The following is a 22,000-nucleotide window of genomic DNA, read 5'->3' on the forward strand; positions in this document are numbered from 1 at the left end:
GTTAAATGTAAACATTTTGTAAACAATCCGGAAATCTATTGATTTTTGTAAATTTATGGTATATACTTTATAAGTAATCTTTTAAAAGATTTCCCCTCTACTTTTTTTCATCAAAATCCCGTTCAGATAAATCTGAACGGGTATTTTTTATAATCTAAAATTTAATTTTCAATTAAATTATTATCAAATTTAATATTATTAGCTTTTGCGTATTTTTCTGCATAGCTTCCTTTAGGGGTATGTATAACCAGATCTTCATCACAATAATCAAACGACGAATCCCTGATTTTCTCAACGCTTGCCGGAATATTTACGTCTTTAAGAGAACGACAGTATTCAAATGTGCCATCCCCTATTTCAACGCAACCTTCACTAATATTTACAAATTTTAAAGATTCGCAGTATTCAAAAGCATCCCCGCCTATTCTTTTAACGCTTGACGGTATATCTATAAATTTAAGAGATTTACAGTATTGAAAAGCATTTGCTTCAATTGCAGTAATATCATCTGCAATCTCAAACTTTGTAAATTCTTCATATTGATATTGTGCAGCTCTAATAACATTTTCATTACTGCTGTCATTATACTCTGCAAATATATTATCGGAAGACAGTCGTCTGTTATAAGCATATTCTTCTGCATAGGAGCCTTCCGGCGCATGTATTGTAACCTCACTGCAGTTTGCGAAAGAAGCATCATAAATTTTTGAAACAGAATTTGGAAGATTGACATCTTTTAAAGACGGACAGCTCCAAAATGCAGTATCACCTATTGTTTTAAGTCCTTCGGCTACATTTATGTATTTTAGACCAGCACAGCTCCAGAAAGCGCCGTTTCCAATTTCCTCAACTGATCCCGGTATTTCTACAGCTTCAATATAATCTACACTCCAAAAAGCTCCGTCCGCTATTTTCTTTACACCGTCCGGTATAATGACATGACTGTCGCAGCCCTTATAACTTATCAAAATATTTTTACTTATTACAAAATCACTTTTATCTGATTCTTCACTTATAATTGACTTAATGCTTTCTTCTGCAATTTCCTTAGTAATAATTTCGCTTTCAGCAACCTCATTATCAGCAATCGTTTCAGCTTTTAATTCTGAATCTCCAATATTGTTTGATTCACTGCCGCATGAACACATTAACATATTTATTAAAATTGCTGTAGTTATTATTATTTTTTTCCTATTCATTTTTAACACAACCTTATATATAATATTTTTCATTAATATTATACCATTATATTTATTATTTGTCAATAAATTATAATATTACAATCATAAGATAGTATTACTATGAATAGCATTACTTTTATTTTTATTCTGCGATCTGAGCTTTGAGCTGCTCTTCTTTTTCAAAATCAGTACCCTTAGTAAACTTGTCTACTTCAAGATCTCCCTTAGAATCTATATCCGATGAGTTTTTCTTTTTATAAACAAGTTTCAATAAAATCGGAGTAATTATTGTTGTAAACACAACCATGATAACAATAGGCGCAAAATATTTATCGTTCATAAGTCCTACGGCTGCTCCTTTGCTGGCAACGATTAATGCTACTTCTCCACGGGAAATCATGCCTACTCCAACTCTTAATGCGTCCTTGTTTTTCATTCCGCATACCTTAGCTCCCAGTCCGCAGCCAATAATTTTTGTTAAAACCGCAACAATTAACAGTAAAACTGCGAAAATTATGATTGAAGTATCCATGCCGGGAAGTACGACCTTTAAGCCTATGCTTGCAAAGAATACAGGCGAAAGCAGCATGTACGAAAGCGTTTCAAAACGGTTTGTAAGGTATGTGGCTCTGGGACCGTTTGACATAGCCAATCCAGCAACAAAAGCGCCGGTTATATCCGCAACTCCGAAAAACTTCTCGGCTGAATAAGACATCAGCAGACAGAAGACGAATCCTATAATAACAAATCTTCGAAGATCCTTTTTCGAACTTCCGGACCATTTGTTAAACACATAATGGAAGCCTACTCCTATAATAATTGCAAACACAAAAAATGCGACAATTTTTAAAAGAACTGTCCAAATATTTACTGATGAGTCCGCACACGACGTAATAATTGTAAGAGCAATAATTCCCAGAATATCGTCTATTATAGCGGCGCCCAAAATAGCGTTGCCCGATTTAGTAGAAAGCTTTCCAAGCTCTTTTAAAGTTTCAACGGTAATACTTACGGAAGTTGCCGTCATTATTACTCCTATAAACATATTCTGCAGAAACAGACTTGTGCTGAGATCATTTTCAGTATTGAAAAAATAAGCTATTACAAAGCCTCCTCCAAGGGGTACCAAAACGCCCATCAATGCAATAACAAAGGAAGTTTTTCCGGCTTTGGCAAGCTCTTTGATATCAGCCTCAAGACCTGCGCAAAACATTAGTACTATTACTCCCAGCTCTGAAACAGCATCTATAAAATCGGTTGCCGTAAGTATTTTTAAGCATGCCGGTCCAAGAATAAGTCCTGCTAACAGAGCGCCTACAACCTGCGGCAGCTTAAACCGCTTTGTTACGAGTCCAAAAACCTTGGTACTAAGCAGTATCAATGCAAGCGATAATAAATAACTATAATCCATAAAGATCATCTCTCCCTTTAAAGCGTTCACCCGAATTAATTGCAGGTCGCACTTTTTGTGATTAAGAAAAGTCGAAAAAATTACTTCTTTCACTAACTTAATGAATAAAATAACATTTTTCAAAATTTCCCTAACACATTATATCACTTTGTATAAAAAAGTCAAGATAAAAAATTCACAAACTTATCATGATAAAGTTTATCTGAAGTTAAATAATATATTCTGTTTTTTTTTTGAAAATTTATTGATTTTTATAAAATTATATGCTATACTTAATGTAATTGAAATAAATTAAGGTTATAATAATGGAGGAATTACTTAATATGAACGTTTTTGAAATTATCGGCGGAGTTTTACTGATCGTAACATGTCTTTTAGCAGTTATATTATGTCTGCTTCAGGACTCCAAACAGCAGCAGAATATGACGGCGGCTATTACAGGCGGAGCAAACGATTCTTTTTATGAAAAGAATGAGGGCAGAACAAAGGAAGCCATTCTCAGAAAAATTACAAAGGTTTTGCTTATTATGTTTTTTATACTGACGATTGCAGTAAACGCTATTACTAAATTTATCGATTAATTTTAAATTCGTCCTGTGATTCCGTTTAATAACCGGAGTTTGCAGGACTTCTTATTTTATGTGAGGAAAAAATATTATGAGCAGACCAACAAAAATTAAAAATAACGGAGATAAATATTCGACGGAAAATTACCGGAATAAAATTATTACTTTTCTTACTAAATCCGGAAAAAAGCCGATTTCATATAAAGAGCTGGCGGCCAAATGCAGAAGCAATCGTGGTAACAGCAGAAACTTCAACGACGCATTAAACGCTCTTGTTGTATCGGGTGAAATATATGAAAGAAAAAGAGGCTTTGTATTAACAGACATATTAGGCTATTTTAAGGCAGAAGTTTTACGTCTTAACCGTACTTTCGGTTTTATAAAAAGATGCGATAATCAAGAAGAAATATTTATTCCGGGTAAATATCTCTGCGGCGCTATGCCTGGAGATAAGGTTCTTGCAGCTTATATACAATCGCGGTCGGGAAGTCCCGAGGGTGAAGTTGTGGACGTATTGGAGCAAGCTTTGTCAAATCTTTCCGGAATAATTATTGAGGAATCCGGTAATAAATATTTTCTTGCAGATTCCATGTCTAAAACGCCCGTTAGAATTGTACCTGGAGACGCCGTTTATAAAGTCGGAGATAAGGTACTGGCACAGATTATTTTCCGCGGAAAACGTCATGCGGAGCATAAAGCCAAAATAATCTTCAGCTTCGGAAGCGCTCTTAAGGCTTCAAGCTGTGCGGAAGCCGTTATTTCAGAAAGCGGAGTAATACCGGAATTTCCGGAAAATGTTCTTTTTGAAGCAAAAAAAATAGCAGCGTCAGGAGTCTGGGAGGATGATTTCAAAAACAGGCTTGATTTGCGTGATAAGTTAATATTTACTGTTGACAGTGCGGAATCAAAGGATCTTGACGACGCGGTTTCACTGGAAAAAATCCCCGCAGGTTATAGACTTGGAGTTCACATAGCAGACGTTTCACATTATGTAAAAGGTAACAGCCAGCTTGATAAAGAAGCTCTTGAACGTGGAACCAGCATATATTATGCTGATAAGGTAATACCTATGCTTCCAAAGGAACTCTCCAACGGAATATGCTCGCTTAACCCAAATGAAAGCAGATTGACATTTTCTGCAATAATGGAGCTTTCCAAAGATGGAATACTTCTCAATTATAAATTCGTCAAATCTGTTATTTGCTCTAAAGTTAAAGGAATTTATTCTGAAATAAACAGCATTCTCGATGGCAGCGCAGAAAAAGCAATTGAAGAAAAATATTTCGAATTAAAGGATACGATATTTTTAATGGACGAGCTTGCAGATATTCTTATTTTAAATCGTCGAAAAAGAGGCGCTCCGGAAATAGAGACTTCTGAAAGCAAGCTTATTATTGATAACGGAATGTGCAGAGAAATCGTCCCAAGAACCAGAGGAAAAAGCGAAATGATTATAGAAGAATTTATGCTGACAGCCAATGAAGCCGCGGCGCGTACTGCCCATGAAAATGATATTCCCTTTGTCTACCGTGTTCACGAAGCTCCGTCTCCCGAAAAAATAAACGATTTAAAGGAAGGATTAAGACGCCTGAACGTTGAGGTACCTGTATTTACTGAAGCAAAACCGGTGCATTTATCGGAAATTCTACGAAACTCAAAGGATAAACCGTTTTACCCAGTTATTAATATGATGACCTTAAGATCAATGGCCAAGGCAAAATATGAACCGGAACCCAAGGGGCATTTCGGATTAGCTCTTGATGATTATGCACATTTTACCTCCCCTATCAGACGATACCCCGACCTGGCTATACACCGCATTCTCACCGATATAATAAATGGATATGATAAAGAAAAGCTCATAAAAAGATATTCAGGCTTTGTACAAAAAGCGTCTCAGCGTTCAACTGAAACAGAAATTAGGGCTATGAATATCGAGCGCAATTGCGAGGACTGCTATAAAGCGGAATATATGCAGCAGCATATAGGTGAAATATTTAAAGGACTTATTTCCAGCGTAACAGAATACGGCTTTTACGTTGAGCTTGAAAACACTGTAGAAGGTCTGGTTCATGTAAACAGTCTTCCTGAGGGAAATTATATTTATGACGGATTTTTCAGTCTTACTGAAGAATTCAGCAACACCGTTTACTCCGTCGGAACCAAGGTAAGCGTATTATGTGCAGGAGCAGATGTAAACAGCGGAAAAATTGACTTTAATATCACCGACAACAAGGAGTAAACATATGAAAAAGTCATTAATCGTTTTATTATCAGCTATTATCGCCGTTAATGTTTCCGGATGTAAAAAAAGCTCTGATAAAATGAGAGAAAACACCGATTCTTCAAAAACATATGAAAGCAATGTAAATAATGACGAAACGAATTTATTTAATGAATCAGAAAAGCCGTTAATTCAAACTGAAAAAAATACTTCAACGTCTGAAAACGATAAAAATGTTCAAACAGAATTTACTTCCGAAAGCAATAATACAGAAAAAACCGATTCGTCAGATTTTAACGACAGGGTAGAATTTGCTAACGCCGTTTATCAAAAAGGAATGGACATGTACAGTCAGGTTCTTCTTAGCTGCCCTTACAAGCTTGATTATGACACAACAAACGAAAGCGGCTTTGCCAAGATAAGCGATTCATCAATAAACAGTATCGACGATATAGTCTCCTTATACTGCACTGTTTTTGCTGAACCTGATTTATACATTTACGAGCGTTACAGCGAGGATAATGGTTCCGTATATTGCAGCGACGCTTCAAGAGGTACTAATATATATTATTCAGATACTGATTTAGAGTTTATTTCCGGTGACGAAACAGAGCTTAGCTATAATGCGGTTTCACATTATAGCGACCCCGAAACCGGAAAAGAAATGGACGATAAAATTTCCGTTTTTACTATAAAACTTATAGACGGAAGCTATAAAATCACAGAATTCACATTTCCAAAATAAAAAAAGCCGGTCACAAGACCGGTTTTTTACATTTTTGTAAATTCATAAGTATTAAGGTTTTCCAAATTATAAAGCTTTAAGGTTTCATAATCCGGCAAATAATAGCCGTAATAAACCACTTCGTTTTCTTCTTCCAAAGTATTGCTTCCGCCTTCAATGCACTCTTTATTATTCATCACAAGCGCATAATAGCCGTCCTCTTCAATAGCAAACTGGACAAGCGCTGAACGCTGACTTTCCTCTGGAAGTCCATGACTTTCCTCAAGGAAATCAATAGCGTCCTGACCGCTTTTTAATGTATACTCTCCGGAATAATAATTATCATCACGTTCAGACTTACTTTTAAACCATTTAAAGCTACTGTCATCGCTAAGCTCCAAAAGCATACCGCTTGTTGTTTCCCATTTATTCCCAGTTAAATAATCCCCTTTTTCTTCCGCTTCCTTATTACCGCAAGCTACTGCCGTCAGCATAACACAGCTAAGAATACAAGCAAAAGACTTTTTAAATAATGAGATCATATTTTTAAATCCTCCGATTAAAGAAAAGTAACGCCGTATGTATAAAATACACACAAACGTTACGCATAACGCATGGAGCTAGTAGTCGGACTCGAACCGACGACCTGCGCATTACGAATGCGCTGCTCTACCATCTGAGCCATACTAGCAAATAAAATTATTCAAGCATTAATCTTCTCAAATAACATTATAATTTTACCACAAAAATTATAATAAGTCAATAGGTCATCAATATAATCATAAATTTTAATTTATAAACCTCAAACGTTTAGATCGATCAATAATCATTCCAATATTTTCCTCCCCCACATCAATATTTTATCTTATATTTTTCAGTCGCAGTCGCAATTTTCCGGCAACCCACGATATTCTGACGGAGTTTTACCAGTTTCATTTTTAAATTGTCTAATAAAGTAAGATACACTGTTATATCCGCAAATAGACGATATATCCTTTAATGTAAGATCGGATTTTCTGAGCATATCCGAAGCCTTTTCAATACGGCTTTGGATCAAATCCTGACTAACGCTTTTTCCAAAGGTATCTGAATACAGATGCTGAAAACGTGAACGGCTAAGAGAGAGTTCCTTTGCCATTTCATCTAAAGTCCATTCCCTGCCCGGCCAGCGATAAATTGACTCGCGAATCCACAGTAGTTTTTCAAAATGTACACTGTCATTAACTTTTACGCTGTCTGTTTTATAAATTATCTTTTCATTCAGCTTGTAAAGAAGCAGTTTAAAATATAAATCTACTGAAAATTTGCGGTTTATATTAGCTGAATACTGTTCATAGCACATATTTCTTACAATTGCTGAAATATCTGTTATATCAGAAACAGCGACCGGCTTGTTCAGCGGAATGTCAAGGCTCTCTATCAGAGACAGTTCATCGTCGTCGGGACCGAAATGAATCCAGTCGTCATAGTATTCGTCGCAATCCGGATAATAATACTCCGGATATTCAGGAGTATATATGATAAAGGACTTTGCAGGAGTACGGATATCTACGCCGTTTATTCGAAAATAAGCGGGAGATTTTACGATCAGCAAAAGCCAATCGCCGGCTCCATTGGGCCGATCAATATAAAATGATCTGTCGTGTCTGTGATGATAGCCTATTTCGTCCATTCTCATAATAACGCGCCCCTCAATTCATTTATTTTAAATATAGCATAAAATGTAATTACCTGTCAATCACATTTTATATATATTTTGTAAATTTCATTTTATATCAGCACAAAAGTACAATTAAAACAGCATGTTTATGTATTGACATTATCATGTAAATAATTTACAATTTTACTATAATTTTATGAAAATTATCCAAAACAGAGGAGGAGAATTATGAAAATTAAAAAGCTATTTTCTGCGATAACCGCTGCCTTGTGCTGTTCAGGAATTATATCATATTTTCCTGCATATCAAGAATACGTAACCGCGGTAACGCTTGTAAGCGACGATTTTGAAACAAATTATGACGGATGGCACGGCAGTACGGATACGGTAAAGCTTTCGGCAGACAGTTTTGCCGGATATAACGGCTCAAGAGGTATGACGGTATCGGACAGAACTAACCCGACTGACGGCGCAAGCTCTTCAAAGGGGTTTTACCTGGAGGGCGGAGTTAATTATCACTACAGTATACAGGTTATCAGCGAGACCAGTGAAACATTTAGATTTACTCTTACATATATTGATTCGAAAATTGATAAAGAAGAAACTGTTTTACTTTCATCTGAGGAATGTGATTCCGGAAAATGGTCAGAGCTTTCCGCCGACTATATGGCTCCTGAAAACAGCTATGAATTCAGGCTTACAATATCAACCGATTCAACAAATGATTTTACTTTTGACGAAGTATACGTTACCTCAAAGGAAAACTTGAATACAGTTTATGCGGCGTCGGCAGAAAAAGGTCTCAAGGACGAGTTTGCCGACTATTTCAGAGTAGGAAATATTTTAAACGGATCAACTGTTGCCAATTCTGCAATTACAGCAAATATTTTAAAGGATTATAACAGCATTGAGTGTGAAAATGAAATGAAACCGGACGCAACGCTCGTACAAAGTCAATGCAACGGAACAAACGTCGGCGTATCATTAAATAACGCTGCCGCCATCATTGATTTCTGCGTTAATAATAATATTGCAATGCGTGGTCACGCCTTTGTATGGCACAGTCAGACGCCTTCCTGGTTCTTTAAGGAAAATTATAATGCAAACGGTGCATGGGTTTCATCCTCTGTAATGGATCAAAGACTGGAAAGCTACATCAAAAATATGTTCAATGCCATTGAAACGCAGTATCCTTCTCTGAATCTCTATGCATATGACGTTGTAAACGAAGCCGTCAGCGACGACAGCAACAGAACCGCTAATTACGGAGGCGCGAGAGAAGCCGGCGACAATAATGTTACAGGCGGCACATCCGCCTGGGTTTCAGTTTACGGAGACAACAGCTTTGTGGAAAAAGCGTTTACTTACGCAAGAAAATATGCTCCGGAGGGTTGCGATCTTTATTATAATGATTACAATGAATATTGGGATCACAAGCGCGACTGTATTTACAATATGTGCAAGGATCTCTATGAAAAAGGACTCCTCGACGGCGTGGGAATGCAGTCTCATGTTCCGGCAAACGCAACAGGCTTTGCAGGAACAGATTCCTACATCACAGCTATGAAGAAGTATCTCTCCATTGGATGCGATGTGCAGATTACCGAGCTTGATATAAGCACGGAAAACGGCAAATATACCTTGCAGGAACAAGCAGATAAGTACAAGTCCATTTTTCAGGCAGCTATGGACTGGAACAAAAATCCCGCTTCATCAGGCAGAGTAACCGCTGTCTGCATTTGGGGACCGAATGACGCGAACACATGGATAAAATCAGAAAATGCTCCTCTTCTTTACGATGTAAATAACCAGCCGAAGCTCGCATATACAACTCTAACCAATATGATTCCGGAATCCGAATGGGGTGATGGCAGCAATTTTAATAAAAAAATTGAGCCAAATGAATATGGCTGGTATTTTTATGACACATTTGAAGGTAATACATTTAATTGGAGCGGCAGAGGCAGCGCCGATATTATGACAAGCGGCCGCACAGCCTACGTTGGCAGCGAAGCTCTGCTTATACAAAATCGTACAGAAGCCTGGAACGGCGCCCAGAAAAAACTTAATACCGCCGCCTTTGTTCCCGGCAGCATATACAGCTTCAGCGTAAACGCAATATATTTTGACGGAGATTCCACGGAAAAGTTTTATATGAAGCTGCAATATACTGACAGCAGCGGCAATACATGCTATTCCACTATTTCAGAAGCTACTGCGATACAGAGCGAATGGGTACAGCTTGCCAATAAGAATTATCAAATTCCGGCAGACGCTTCAAATATGTATATTTATGTTGAAACCGCCGACAGCGCTAATAATTTCTATATAGATGAAGCGATAGGAGCTGTAGAAGGCACGTCTATTATGGGGGCAGGTTCTAAGGAAATCATACTCGGAGATATAAATTCAGACGGGATTATCAATGCGTTTGATCTTATAATTGCAAAGCGGGGATATACTAACGGTTTTTCAAGTAAATCGTCGCAGATATGTGCAGATGTAAATCAGAACGGCATATTCGATGAAAACGATATATCTTTGATTGAGGATTTTCTGCTGTGCAAAATTACTGAATTCCCCGTTGAAGAAAAAGTTACTGATACCGCGGCAATGGAACAGCTTTTTTCAAATATTAATTTGACATCTTCCTATAAAAAAAGCGGTGAAAATAATCCTCTGTATACTCAGCGTTTCGGTGCAGATCCCGGCGTCATGGAGTATAACGGACGGGTTTATGTTTACTCAACAAACGACATTATTGAGTATGACAACGGAGGTTCAGTTATAGAAAATACATACGGTCAGATAAATCAGATAAACTGCATTTCCTCCGACGACATGGTAAATTGGACAGACCACGGAGCTATACAGGTTGCAGGCTCAAGCGGCGCGGCTTCCTGGGCGATAAATTCTTGGGCGCCGTGTGCCGCGCACAAGACAATTAACGGTAAAGAAAAATTCTTTCTATATTTCTGTAACGGAGGAAACGGAGTAAGCGTACTGACAGCGGACAGTCCTACAGGCCCCTGGACAGACCCTTTAGGCAAAGGATTGATTACGCGTTCTACGCCTAACTGCTCCAACGTTACATGGTTGTTTGATCCGGCCGTACTTGTAGATGACGATGGAACCGGATATCTTTATTTCGGAGGAGGAGTACCTGACGGAAAAACAGAAAATCCCGGCACGGCGCGGGTAGTAAAGCTGGGAAACGATATGATAAGCCTCGCAGGCGATCCGCAGACTATCGATGTTCCATATTTATTTGAAGATTCAGGAATAAACAAAATAGGAAACAAGTATTATTATACTTACTGTTCAAATTGGAATACAACTGGAAATTCCTATGGAATGTCAAGCGGAGCTATTCAGTATATGATAAGCGGCAGCCCTATGGGACCGTTTACTTACGGAGGAGAACTGTTTAAAAATCAGGGAAACTTTTTTGGTCTCTACGGCAACAACCATCATTCTATTGTTGAACTCAACAGTGAGCTTTACTTATTTTATCATGCAAGAGCGGTTGAAGCCGCAATGGGTATCACAGGAAATTACAGAAGCCCTCAGGTTAATAAAATAACCATGAACGGAATTTCTTTCAATTCCGTAATCGGCGACATGAAAGGAATACCGCAATTAAAGTCGCTTAATCCTTATGAAAAGGTTCAGGCTGAAACCATAAGCAGGCAAGCGGGGGTAAACGTCAGAGGAACAGGAGATACAATTATAACGGATATACAATCCGGCGACTGGATCAGCGTTTTCGGCGCAGACTTTTCAAAGGGCTCAAAAAGTCTGACTATCTGCGCTTCATCTCAAAAAGAGGCAATCGTTAAAATCTGCGTCGGAAACGAAACCGGAAAAGCTATCGGCTATGCTGTAATTCCTAATTCAGACGGTAAATTTACTGAAATAACCGTTCCTGTAAACAATATAAGCGGTAATCAGGATATTTATTTTATTTTCAGCGACACTATTGAATTAGACTGGTGGCAGTTTACATAACTAATTTTAAATACATGAAATTCAAATATTAATAAAGTAACCTCTGCATTGTTAGCAGAGGTTATTTCTTATTTATACGGAATATTTTTTACTATTAAAATCAGTAGCCGTATTTATACATTTTTCTGGGAAAAACGCCGGAGCCTGTTCCAATATCCAATAGCTTCTGAGATTTATGATAAAAACCCAATTCATAAATTCTATTATAAAACGACTTGTGGTAAATATCACGGTATCTGGCATAATCTTGAGAAATCATTCCAAAATCAAAGGAGCTTCCATTATCTATTTTTTTATTTGTTATCATGGCATTATTACCTATATTTTCATAGTTAATGAAATTCTTTTTCGCTTAACGTCAACGTCAATTACCTTTACCTTAACAACCTGGCCGACTTTTACCGCTTCAAGAGGATGCTTTATAAATCTATCGCAAATCTGCGAAATATGTACAAGTCCGTCCTCATGAACGCCTATATCAACAAAGACTCCGAAGTCTATAACATTACGAACAGTTCCCGACAGTTCCATTCCGGGCTTCAAATCCTTGATTTCCATAATATCTCCGCTTCTCATTAACGGCGGAGGCAGTTCGTCGCGGGGATCTCTGCCCGGCTTTTGCAATTCCTCTACAATATCTGCAAGCGTAGGCATACCTATCCCCAGCTTCTCGCAGATTAATTTTTTATCTAAAGCCTTTACATTTTCATTAATCATACGAATTTCAGGCGTTCCAATATCCGACAGCTTGAATCCGCATTCATTCATAAGCTCTTTTGCCGCTTCATAGCTTTCAGGATGTACAGCCGTATTATCAAGAGGATTTTTACCGTCCCTTACACGAAGAAATCCCGCGCACTGCTCAAAAGCCTTTTTCCCAAGTTTAGGTACCTTTAACAGCTGCTTTCTGTCTGTGAACGCACCGTTTTCTTCACGGTATTTTACTATATTTTTTGCAACGGAAGAATTTATTCCGGAAATATATGCTAGCAAAGAATACGACGCCGTATTAAGATCAACGCCGACAGAATTTACGCAATCCTCAACAACCCCGGACAACGCTTCGTTCATTCTTGCTTTCGGCATATCATGCTGATATTGACCGACTCCAATCGCTTTAGGATCAATTTTAACAAGCTCCGCCAATGGATCCTGCAGACGTCTTGCAATTGAAACCGCGCTTCTTAGTGAAACGTCATACTCGGGAAATTCCTCGGCCGCAAGCTTTGAAGCGGAATAAACCGACGCTCCCGCCTCGCTTACTACCATATAGCTTACATTCTGAGGTATTTCCTTTATAAGCTCGGCAACAAATTCTTCGCTTTCTCTTGAAGCTGTTCCGTTACCTATAGCAATTGTGGTTACTCCGTACTTTGTTATAAGTTTCTTTAGCTTAGTTTTAGCCTCTTCAATTTTTTTCTGAGGAGGCGTAGGATAAATCACAGTCGTGTCAAGAACCTTTCCAATACTATCTACCACCGCAATTTTACACCCTGTTCTGTAGGCCGGATCAAGTCCTAATGTTACGCTGTTTTTTATCGGCGGCTGTAAAAGAAGCTGTCTTAGATTTGATGAAAATACTTTGATAGCTCCTTCAGCGGCTCTTGCTGTAAGCTCAGCTCTTATTTCGCGCTCTACCGACGGCATTATAAGACGCTTACAGCTATCCTGTACCGCTGCCTTAACGATATTTCCGCTATCAGTATTGTTTATTACATACTTCCTTTCAGCAATCGAAAAGCAAAACTCCTCATCTATAGATACAGAAACCTTGAGAGCTCCTTCCTTTTCACCGCGGTCCAAGGCAAGTATTCTATGATCTGCTATTTTTGAAACCGGCTCACAGAATTCATAATAATTCTGATATACAGTTTCGGCATTTTCATCCGAAGCCCTTGACTCGATCTTAGCAGCCTTTTCATAAAGCTTTCTTATACTCTTTCGCAGCTCTGCGTCGTCCGATACGTTTTCTGCTATTATATCAGAAGCTCCTTGAATTACTTCTTCTTCTGTTTCCAAACCGTTTTCAACATTTATAAATTTCTGAGATTCATTATGTAAATCTAATTTATCATCTTGTCTACCGATTAAATCTGCAAGAACTTCCAGTCCCTTTTCTCTCGCAATACTTGCTCTTGTTTTTCTTTTCGGCTTAAACGGACGGTATATATCTTCTACCTCGACAAGGGTTTCAGCTTTATCAAGAGCCGAACTGATTTCCTCAGTCAATTTTCCCTGTTCGGCAATTGAAGAGCTGACTTCACTTTTTCTGATTTCAAGATTCCGCAGATATGTCAGTCTGTCCGACAGCTCTCTTAAAATCTGATCGTCAAGCGAACCGGTTAGCTCTTTACGGTATCTGGCGATAAACGGAATTGTCTTTCCGTCTTCAATCAAAGCAACTGTATTAACCACCTGTTCCTGTCTAAGTTTAAATTCTTCAGCTAAAATTTTATTGATTTCCATTATTAATTCCCTATCCTATTTATTAATTATATTCATTTTACCACTTTTTTTCTGAAATTTCAATAAAATAAAAATATTTTATCTGCCGATTGTCGAAAATTTGACATTACAGTAATTTAATGCTATAATATTATATTAAGAAAAGATTTTATATTGTCCGCACATACTGTGAAGGAAAAATCACAAAATTTTATATTTTTTGTGATTTCTACTTGAAAAACATCGAATTAACTGCTATTATATAATTAGTAAGATGCATACTATCAGACTGGAGGATTAATATGAACTATTTTAATATAGATTTTGACACTATTGCTTCTAAGGACGGATTAAAAAATAAAAAAGAATTTTTCAGCTTCAGACTGTCAGCTAAACAATTTGGTTTGAATCCAGGTCCGTATGTTATTTATCCCGGTATGACAAATCGGGAGCTGATTTGTATACCAATGTATAGATTCAAAGAGCTTGAAGAAAAGTTTTATAAGCTTTCAGAAAAAAGAAATAACAGCGATCATGAAAAATCAGTAAAGCAAAAAAATCTTAAGCAATATATGTCAGAGCAGGAATGCGATGAATTAAGCCGGCTAAGAGGAATTTTAACTAATTCTTATTTATTTATGATAAACAGCTATTCAACTGTAATTACCCTCCCCTACAAATATATTAGTATTCTTCGTATAAAAGAGGATTATTTAAAATTTATATCTGCTGATTCAAATGAATTTCTCCTTGTGAACTCTGCAGATGCTTGGCGTTATGCAGAAAATAAAAATTACCGTTATGATGTCGGCAGAAATAAAAAAGCTATATAAAGCTATAAAAAATTAAATGATTGCAGAAATCTTTTTCCGCAATCATTTTTATTATTTAAAAGCATATAGCACATAATATTTAGAATAACCGCAAGCTAAAACAATACCGCACATGACATGCGGTATTGTTTTTAATAAGTATCCTTTTAAAATTATACATTTACATTGAACAATGTTATTTTATTAATCCGCGATTAAGGTAGCCACGAAATACTTATTTCTTTCAACTGATCAGTATCTTTATTAAATTCAAAAGAGTAGCCGCTGTCACCCATGTATACTTCGGAGTCAATCTTGTATTCGACACTATTGAAATTATCATTAAATTCAGTAGCGTTATTATTGTTTTCTAAGAGCTGCTCCTTAGTAAGCGTAAGAGGAAAAGAGAAACACACGTCTTTTGCAGCGCTGCTGATATTTTCAGAGAATTCCGCATTCCTGCTTTCATCATAATCAGACTGAGGAACATGAAGAACATACCATCTTACATATGAAAGAAGAGCCTCTGACTCAGTTATATTGGAATCTGTAATATTTATAAACTGGAACTGCATAGATACATTATCATTAATTTTCACATTGTACGTACCGGTTTCGTAGTTTTTATTTACGTTATTGCCGATATTATTCAATTCGCTTTCCTTAAACGGAATTCCGCCGTCAATCAGATCCTGCAAAGTGCTTTCTCCAAGCTTGAAAATCTTACCCTTATAGGAAAAGCTTCTGTTTTCAAGATCGCCGTATTTTTCGCTCAATCCTTCAACAGGTACAAAATCATCCGCCTCTGCCTTTACAGTTGTTTCTTCCACAGCCGCAGTTGTTTCTTCTTCAAAAAAAGTTGTCTCTTCCGGCGCCTCTTCGGTAACTTCTATTTCGGCTGCCGAAGACTCTGCTGTAATTGACTGTTCAGTTTCCTTCTCGTCGCTTTTATCGTCGCTTGTGCAGGCTGTCGTCATTAACAGCGCCACAGCCATTGATAAAATCATTGCCAATCTTTTCATTAAAATATTGACCTCCATAATTAATAAATGTTATTCATAATGTAGCAAAATAGATATAATAATTATACGTATATTAACATATCTTTTGTTATTATATCATACAGTATTTAAAAAGTCAAGAAATCACCGTTTATAAGATAGTAATCAATTATGAATTAAACTATATTATTAAATAATGGCATTTATTGTCAACATAAAATAATATGAGTCAATTTCAAAAACTTTTTTAGAAATAATAGATTGAATCAGTAAAAAAGGAATGGATATTTTTGGTTATATTCTCTAAATATTAATACAATAGTTTGTATAATTATACAGAATCTTCAATAATTTTTCCTTTATAGCTTGAATTATTTTATTCATTATGATAAATTAAAAATAATTATTGTTGTCATAGTCAGGTATATAGAATATCAGATTGAAAGCATAAGGAGGAAAATATGAAGACATTTAATAAGTACAGCATTATTGATTTATATATTAAATCCTTAGATGTAAATATTAAATACAAGGTTATTGCAGGAATAGAAGAATTTGGTATATTATTGTATAAAAATTTATGCAATGCAAATATTAAAATTGATTATATTTTTGACGATTATAACTATATAAATAATCAAAATTTACAGGAACTAAATTTTATTTCTTTAGAAGATTTAAAGAAAATTTCCGACAATACATTAGTATTAATTTCGGATAGAGATCCGGAAATATTTCAAAAAGTATATAAAAAATTAAAAACAAACGGTATGAAATATATATGTCCAAATGAATTAATGAAAATAATTAGATTATTACCGGAATCAGAAAGTAATTTATATCCTATTGGACACTATTTTTCTTTATATCCTGATAATGAAAAAATATTAAAGAAATCCGATCGTATATTTAATAAAAATACAACTGTTAAAGATATTGATTTTAATGAGAAAAAACAGCTTGAAATTTTATATAAAATGATAGAACTGTATCCTACGCTGCCGGACTGGCAATTAACATTATCCGATTCTAAAAAAGGTCTCAGATATTATTATGAAAACCAATGGTTCGGTGCGGCTGATGCAATTGCTTTACACTGTATGTTACGTATTTTAAATCCTAAAAGACTTATCGAAATCGGTTCCGGTTATAGCAGTGCAGTCACTCTTGATACTAATGAGTATTATTTAGAAAATAAATTACATATTTCTTTTATAGAGCCTCATCCAGAACGCCTAAAAATGCTATTGAAATCCGAAGACAATATAGAATTACATGTAAAAGAACTTCAGGATATTTCATTAGATTTCTTTAAGCAATTATCTGAAGGAGATATACTGTTTATAGATTCTTCTCATGTTTCAAAGGTCGGATCTGATGTTAATTATCTTTTATTTGAGATATTACCGCAATTAAATAAAGGCGTATATATTCACTTTCATGATATTTTTTATCCGTTTGAATATCCTAAAGACTGGATAATTAATAAAGGCTTTATTTGGAATGAATTGTATATTCTAAGGGCATTTTTACAAAATAACCCAAATTACTCAATACAATTCTTTCAGGATATGTTATTATATAAATATTCAGATATATTTATGAAAAATTGGCCTACAAATATTCCTGTATACAGCAGTTTGCCATATGGCGCCAGCATATGGCTTAAGAAAAATAATTAATAATGGGGATATTTCTTTATATGCGCTCGATGAGAATTTCATTACGGTTTCCAAACGCCCAAACACAATAAAATGCTCATTGCAAGAGGTATTGAGACGCTGACGAGATTGATATTGACGAGATAGTGTTTGAAATATGTTACGATTTATGATATAATGAATTTTCAGATATTCAATGGAGGTATTGAAATGAAAAAAGTTAAGATAACAGTCATTCGAAAAATGTTCAATGAAGAATTGGCAAAAGAATACGGTGCAGATGGATTAACCGCTTGTCCTATGCTTAAAGAGGGACAAGTATTCTATGCGGATTATGCTAAACCGGCAGGACTTTGTGATGAAGCATGGAAAGCTATCTATCAGTATGTTTTTGCATTAGCTCATGGTGCGGAAAATGAATTATTCTACTATGGAGATTGGATAAAAACAAAAGGTGTGGCAATTTGCAGCTGCAATGACGGACTTCGCCCTGTTATATTTAAACTTGAAGCAACAGATGAAACATCAGTTATTGATTATGAACCTGTAGATTAAGTTTCAATTAAGTAATACATATAATGATCAAAATGCCCTGTCAATCGCTGACAAAATAGATGAATTATAAAAGTGGACTAAATAAAATTTTTTCATCAAACAGCAGCATATACCCTGATGTATATTGTTTTACTGTCTTTATCTTCTATGCTATCGTTTCCTTGGTATTCGGAATGGCTGGATAAAGACAATCAAGAGCATGCTCAAAATAATATTAGAAATCTGAGTAACATACTCGAAAAATATACGGTTAAGGTGAGTTGATAAGAATGAAAACAATATTTTCTTACTGGGATGTTTCTTTAGGTTTAATTGCTATAGGCTTTGGTATTTATCGTTTTATTAAGTTTAAAAAGTACCAAAAAAAGCGTGATAAAGATATGTTAAAAAAACAAATGGTATATGGATGATCGCCACGCATTTTTTTGGTGTTCATTCCTTATATTTGTTGGTGTAGTATTTATCTACAACAGGTTAAATGGTAATTTACCTAATTATTGCGCTTATAAAGAGTTTGCATCTTATTGAATAAAAAAATTATTGGTATAGTAGAATGCTATATCCATGATTAATTTCAATCAATAGAGATTACAAAACTGCTGCAAAAATTCAAAAGAGTAAAACAAACTTAATATTTCACTTGACGATAATTCAGATTTGTAAAAGTTCTAAGGTTATCACAAATAAGTGTTTACATTTAAAAGTATTAGCTTAACTGTAGTCAAAGAAATTAACTACATTAATATCAGGATGCAATATCTATTCCAAACATCAAAATAAATGATAATGACACATATTTCTCTGTTTCGGTTTCATCATCTCAAAAAACTATATATTTTTTAGAGATAAAATACCTCACAAATGAAAATAATCAGGTAATAAGGATGTATGATTTCAAAATAGATATTAATAATATTGGAGATATTATTTCAGCTGAAATATATTTAAAAAACAAAAAGTTGTATTTATTTAATTATACTTTTTTTAATGATATTAATATCGGAGAAACAGAAGTGACAGTTATCGATATTAAATCAAAAATAATTGATCACCTATCCAATTATGGTTAAGTATAGATTTTATAGGGGGCTATGAAATGGAAATCAACAAGGATAAACTTTCTTATTTGGAAAATTTATGTAAGCTTGAAACTTCAACGCTCTTCTGTGCATTTGCCGGAATATACAAATGAGCCTCGTCACAGGAAATTGCAATGGGATTAAGTTTATCTTTATCCATCCATTGTTGCACAGAAAAAATTGGCTGACAGGTGACATTAATTGTTTGCAAAGCTTATTCATATAATCATATTCTAACAATGATTTATCACTTGAAAACATAAAGTTCAGCCGTTTATCAGAAACTTTGGAACTAAGACGTTGAATAAATCTCGACAGTTTTCCGTTAAAGTCACCATTTTTTTCACGGCCGCCATCACCTTTTACGCGTTCTGTATTTTAGTTTCGAAAGGATAGCAAAAGAGGGAAGAAAATACGGTGTAGGATTGGTAGTTATCAGTCAACGACCTTCCGAAGTAAATCATACTGATTTGAGTCAAAGCAGTAATTTTATTGCTATGAGATTGACAAACTCAGATGATCAGAATGTAATAAAAAAATTACTTCCTGACAGTATAGGAAACTTTGCAGACTTATTACCTATTCTTGATATCGGTGAAGCAATTGCTGTAGGAGACGCAAGTTTATTGCCAAGCAGAATTCTTATTGATAAACCTAAAATCGAACCCAATAGTGCGACAATTAAGTTTTGGTCTGAATGGTCTAAATCTAATGTTTCGGATAGCATTGATAACGCTGTTGAAGCAATGAGAAAACAAGGAAAATAGGGGTTGATAACCTTAACGCAGTTTGAACCCTTTAGTCCACTTTTATCATTCATCTATTTTGTCAGCGCTTGACAACGTAAATACGCCCTTTGAAGTAATTCAGAGGGCGTTATTTTTTATTTAAAAATCAAAATAGTGCGCCGTTTATATAAAAAGCTATTGAAAACGGCTGGAAGTAATATCTATATTTGGTAACTCCTTTTTATATTATTTGGGTTTCTCCATTGACTGTATCTATATTATACACTATTTCCCGTGATTAGTCAATTGCCAATGTACACAAACATTCACGGAAAATAATGTATATGTTGTACATTGAAATCCGTGAATAATTGTGATATAATGATAATGGGATAAAATAAGGTTAAAATAATATCGCAACATAAAAGGAGAATTATAATGCCGATAAAATATAATAAATTATTAGCTTTAATGAAAGAAAAAGGATTGACCACATATAAAATCAGACAAGAAAATATTATTTCTCAAAGTGCATTAACGGCTATAAAAAATGGTAAGAGCGTTACTACTGAAACAATATCCAAACTCTGTAAAGCGTTAGACTGCCAGCCTGGTGACATTATGGAGTATGTGGAGGACAAAGAATGAAGATATATACAATAATCGGCGGAGTTAACGGCGTAGGCAAAAGCAGCCTTACTGGGGTTTTAGCTGCGGAAAGTAATGATTTAGGCGTTATTATTGATACTGATAAAATAACCGCTGCATTAGGCGGAGATAGAATAAGGGGCGGTAAAGAAGCAATTAAACGTATTAATAACAGTCTTAAAATGGGAATTAATCTTACACAAGAAACAACACTTTCCGGCTCTCGCACGTTGAAAACTATAAAAAAAGCAAGAGAACTTGATTATTTTATACGTCTTTATTATATCGGGGTTAATTCTGCTGATGAAAGCATTAAACGTATAAAGAATCGTGTCGAAAAGGGAGGGCATGATATTCCGGAACAAGACGTTAAACGAAGATATAACAAACGCTTTGAAGATTTAGCAAATATTCTGCCTTACTGTAATGAAGTTAAGCTTTATGATAATGAAAACGGATTTGTTGAAAAAGCTGAGTATAGAAATGGTGAATTATTAACCAAAAATAAAGATGTTCCAGAATGGATAAAATGTTTAAAGCAATATTTAGATAATAAATAAAATTAAGGAGCAGGAATAACCTGCTCCGATTTTTATTTTAAAGGGTACGTGACAAAAAGGACAGAAAGGACAAAACTGTCATAAGCGGCTTATTTACGTGTTTTACAGCTTGATATAAAAATGTGACAATGCGTGACAAAATTCACTTGAAACGTGACAAAAATCACTTTATTTAATCACAATTTTATATTTATTCTTGCCCCGTAGTTTTCCAGCTCCCCATGTCCTCCAACGATTGAAAGAGTATCGGCATTAACATTTATACCCTTGTCCATTAAGGCGGCTATAACGCTTGCTACGGCTTTCGGGAGATACCCTATTACTGCACTGACCTTGCCTTTAACGGCGGCTGTAACCGCTATAGCGTTTCTGTCAAAGGCATTCAGACGGTCACGGATAAGCTTAACAGCAATATCAGTAGGATTGTATTTGCAAAGGAGCTGGAGAACATTCTGACGGTTATCGAATGATGTGCCGTTTACCTTAGTTTTCAATGCTCTGTAACGAATCAGCTTCCAGGCGGTTATCATTGCATTGGCTCTTACATAACCTTGGACGACCAATCTGTTAGCTATTCTCATAACCTTGCTCCTGATGTCCTTTAACATAACGGTTTACCTCCTTTTTTAATTCAGCCGTTCCCTTGACTGTGATTATATTATATTATATCATATCGTACCCGATATATTGTGTAATTTGTATATTGTACCCGATACAAAAATATGATATAATATAGG

Annotated in this window: 19 protein-coding genes and 1 tRNA gene; 11 read left to right on the forward strand and 9 right to left on the reverse strand. The window is 35.5% G+C overall.

The window, feature by feature from the left end; all coding sequences use genetic code 11:
- Positions 1-161 precede the first annotated feature (161 nt).
- A complete protein-coding gene (locus tag ACYQ0N_RS08310) occupies positions 162-1,199 on the reverse strand; it encodes a leucine-rich repeat domain-containing protein (RefSeq protein WP_460162409.1) in 1,038 nt (345 codons plus the stop codon).
- Between the two features lie 124 nt (positions 1,200-1,323).
- A complete protein-coding gene (locus ACYQ0N_RS08315) occupies positions 1,324-2,592 on the reverse strand; it encodes a cation:proton antiporter (RefSeq protein ID WP_177533146.1) in 1,269 nt (422 codons plus the stop codon).
- 323 nt (positions 2,593-2,915) lie between these two features.
- On the opposite strand from ACYQ0N_RS08315, the gene secG reads away from it, so the two are divergent.
- From secG to ACYQ0N_RS08330, 3 genes are all read left to right on the forward strand, one after another.
- Positions 2,916-3,173 carry a preprotein translocase subunit SecG gene (secG, locus tag ACYQ0N_RS08320; RefSeq protein ID WP_177533147.1) on the forward strand — a complete coding sequence of 86 codons (258 nt, stop codon included), beginning with the start codon at positions 2,916-2,918 and terminating at the stop codon, positions 3,171-3,173.
- A gap of 76 nt (positions 3,174-3,249) precedes the next feature.
- Positions 3,250-5,400 (forward strand): ribonuclease R, encoded by a 2,151-nt coding sequence (rnr, locus tag ACYQ0N_RS08325; RefSeq protein WP_177533148.1) that lies wholly within the window; start codon positions 3,250-3,252, stop codon positions 5,398-5,400.
- 4 nt (positions 5,401-5,404) lie between these two features.
- A complete protein-coding gene (locus ACYQ0N_RS08330; RefSeq protein ID WP_177533149.1) occupies positions 5,405-6,127 on the forward strand; it encodes a hypothetical protein in 723 nt (240 codons plus the stop codon).
- A 26-nt stretch (positions 6,128-6,153) separates the two neighbouring features.
- On the opposite strand, the gene ACYQ0N_RS08335 is transcribed toward ACYQ0N_RS08330, so the two are convergent.
- The 3 genes from ACYQ0N_RS08335 to ACYQ0N_RS08345 all read right to left on the reverse strand — a co-directional run bounded on the left by ACYQ0N_RS08335 (position 6,154) and on the right by ACYQ0N_RS08345 (position 7,784).
- On the reverse strand, positions 6,154-6,648 hold the full coding sequence (locus ACYQ0N_RS08335; RefSeq protein WP_177533150.1) for a hypothetical protein: 495 nt from the start codon (positions 6,646-6,648) through the stop codon (positions 6,154-6,156).
- Between the two features lie 73 nt (positions 6,649-6,721).
- Positions 6,722-6,797, reverse strand: a tRNA-Thr gene (locus ACYQ0N_RS08340).
- A 183-nt stretch (positions 6,798-6,980) separates the two neighbouring features.
- Positions 6,981-7,784 carry an AraC family transcriptional regulator gene (locus ACYQ0N_RS08345; RefSeq protein WP_177533151.1) on the reverse strand — a complete coding sequence of 268 codons (804 nt, stop codon included), beginning with the start codon at positions 7,782-7,784 and terminating at the stop codon, positions 6,981-6,983.
- 210 nt (positions 7,785-7,994) lie between these two features.
- Here ACYQ0N_RS08345 and ACYQ0N_RS08350 point away from each other — a divergent pair, with 210 nt between their 5' ends.
- Positions 7,995-11,774 (forward strand): endo-1,4-beta-xylanase, encoded by a 3,780-nt coding sequence (locus ACYQ0N_RS08350; RefSeq protein ID WP_460162410.1) that lies wholly within the window; start codon positions 7,995-7,997, stop codon positions 11,772-11,774.
- 100 nt (positions 11,775-11,874) lie between these two features.
- On the opposite strand, the gene ACYQ0N_RS08355 is transcribed toward ACYQ0N_RS08350, so the two are convergent.
- Positions 11,875-12,081, reverse strand: coding sequence for a class I SAM-dependent methyltransferase (locus ACYQ0N_RS08355; protein ID WP_460162411.1), 207 nt, complete (start codon positions 12,079-12,081; stop codon positions 11,875-11,877).
- A gap of 11 nt (positions 12,082-12,092) precedes the next feature.
- Positions 12,093-14,240, reverse strand: a complete 2,148-nt coding sequence (locus tag ACYQ0N_RS08360) for a Tex family protein (RefSeq protein ID WP_460162412.1) — start codon at positions 14,238-14,240, stop codon at positions 12,093-12,095.
- A gap of 281 nt (positions 14,241-14,521) precedes the next feature.
- On the opposite strand from ACYQ0N_RS08360, the gene ACYQ0N_RS08365 reads away from it, so the two are divergent.
- Positions 14,522-15,052: a hypothetical protein gene (locus tag ACYQ0N_RS08365; protein ID WP_177533154.1), complete on the forward strand. Its 531-nt coding sequence runs from the start codon at positions 14,522-14,524 to the stop codon at positions 15,050-15,052.
- Positions 15,053-15,246: 194 nt separating this feature from the next.
- Here ACYQ0N_RS08365 and ACYQ0N_RS08370 read toward each other — a convergent pair whose 3' ends face one another.
- The gene (locus tag ACYQ0N_RS08370) at positions 15,247-16,053 is read right to left on the reverse strand and encodes a hypothetical protein (RefSeq protein WP_460162413.1); all 807 of its coding nucleotides are present in this window, start codon (positions 16,051-16,053) and stop codon (positions 15,247-15,249) included.
- A gap of 440 nt (positions 16,054-16,493) precedes the next feature.
- Here ACYQ0N_RS08370 and ACYQ0N_RS08375 point away from each other — a divergent pair, with 440 nt between their 5' ends.
- The 6 genes from ACYQ0N_RS08375 (at position 16,494) to ACYQ0N_RS08400 (ending at position 21,263) form a co-directional block, all read left to right on the forward strand.
- Positions 16,494-17,714, forward strand: coding sequence for a class I SAM-dependent methyltransferase (locus tag ACYQ0N_RS08375; protein WP_460162414.1), 1,221 nt, complete (start codon positions 16,494-16,496; stop codon positions 17,712-17,714).
- Between the two features lie 189 nt (positions 17,715-17,903).
- Positions 17,904-18,248: a TIGR04076 family protein gene (locus ACYQ0N_RS08380; protein WP_460162415.1), complete on the forward strand. Its 345-nt coding sequence runs from the start codon at positions 17,904-17,906 to the stop codon at positions 18,246-18,248.
- A gap of 269 nt (positions 18,249-18,517) precedes the next feature.
- Complete coding sequence (locus ACYQ0N_RS08385; RefSeq protein WP_460162416.1) at positions 18,518-18,658, forward strand: hypothetical protein; 141 nt, start codon at positions 18,518-18,520, stop codon at positions 18,656-18,658.
- Positions 18,659-19,752: 1,094 nt separating this feature from the next.
- Positions 19,753-20,094, forward strand: coding sequence for an ATP-binding protein (locus tag ACYQ0N_RS08390; protein WP_460162417.1), 342 nt, complete (start codon positions 19,753-19,755; stop codon positions 20,092-20,094).
- 399 nt (positions 20,095-20,493) lie between these two features.
- Positions 20,494-20,703: a helix-turn-helix domain-containing protein gene (locus tag ACYQ0N_RS08395; RefSeq protein ID WP_177533159.1), complete on the forward strand. Its 210-nt coding sequence runs from the start codon at positions 20,494-20,496 to the stop codon at positions 20,701-20,703.
- On the forward strand, positions 20,700-21,263 hold the full coding sequence (locus ACYQ0N_RS08400; protein ID WP_460162418.1) for a hypothetical protein: 564 nt from the start codon (positions 20,700-20,702) through the stop codon (positions 21,261-21,263). Before ACYQ0N_RS08395 ends, ACYQ0N_RS08400 begins: the two co-directional genes overlap by 4 nt.
- 176 nt (positions 21,264-21,439) lie before the next feature.
- Here the strand turns inward: ACYQ0N_RS08400 and ACYQ0N_RS08405 are convergent, their stop codons facing one another.
- Positions 21,440-21,871, reverse strand: a complete 432-nt coding sequence (locus ACYQ0N_RS08405; protein WP_177533161.1) for an HIRAN domain-containing protein — start codon at positions 21,869-21,871, stop codon at positions 21,440-21,442.
- Positions 21,872-22,000 lie beyond the last annotated feature (129 nt).

The organism is Ruminococcus sporogenes, from assembly GCF_054655175.1.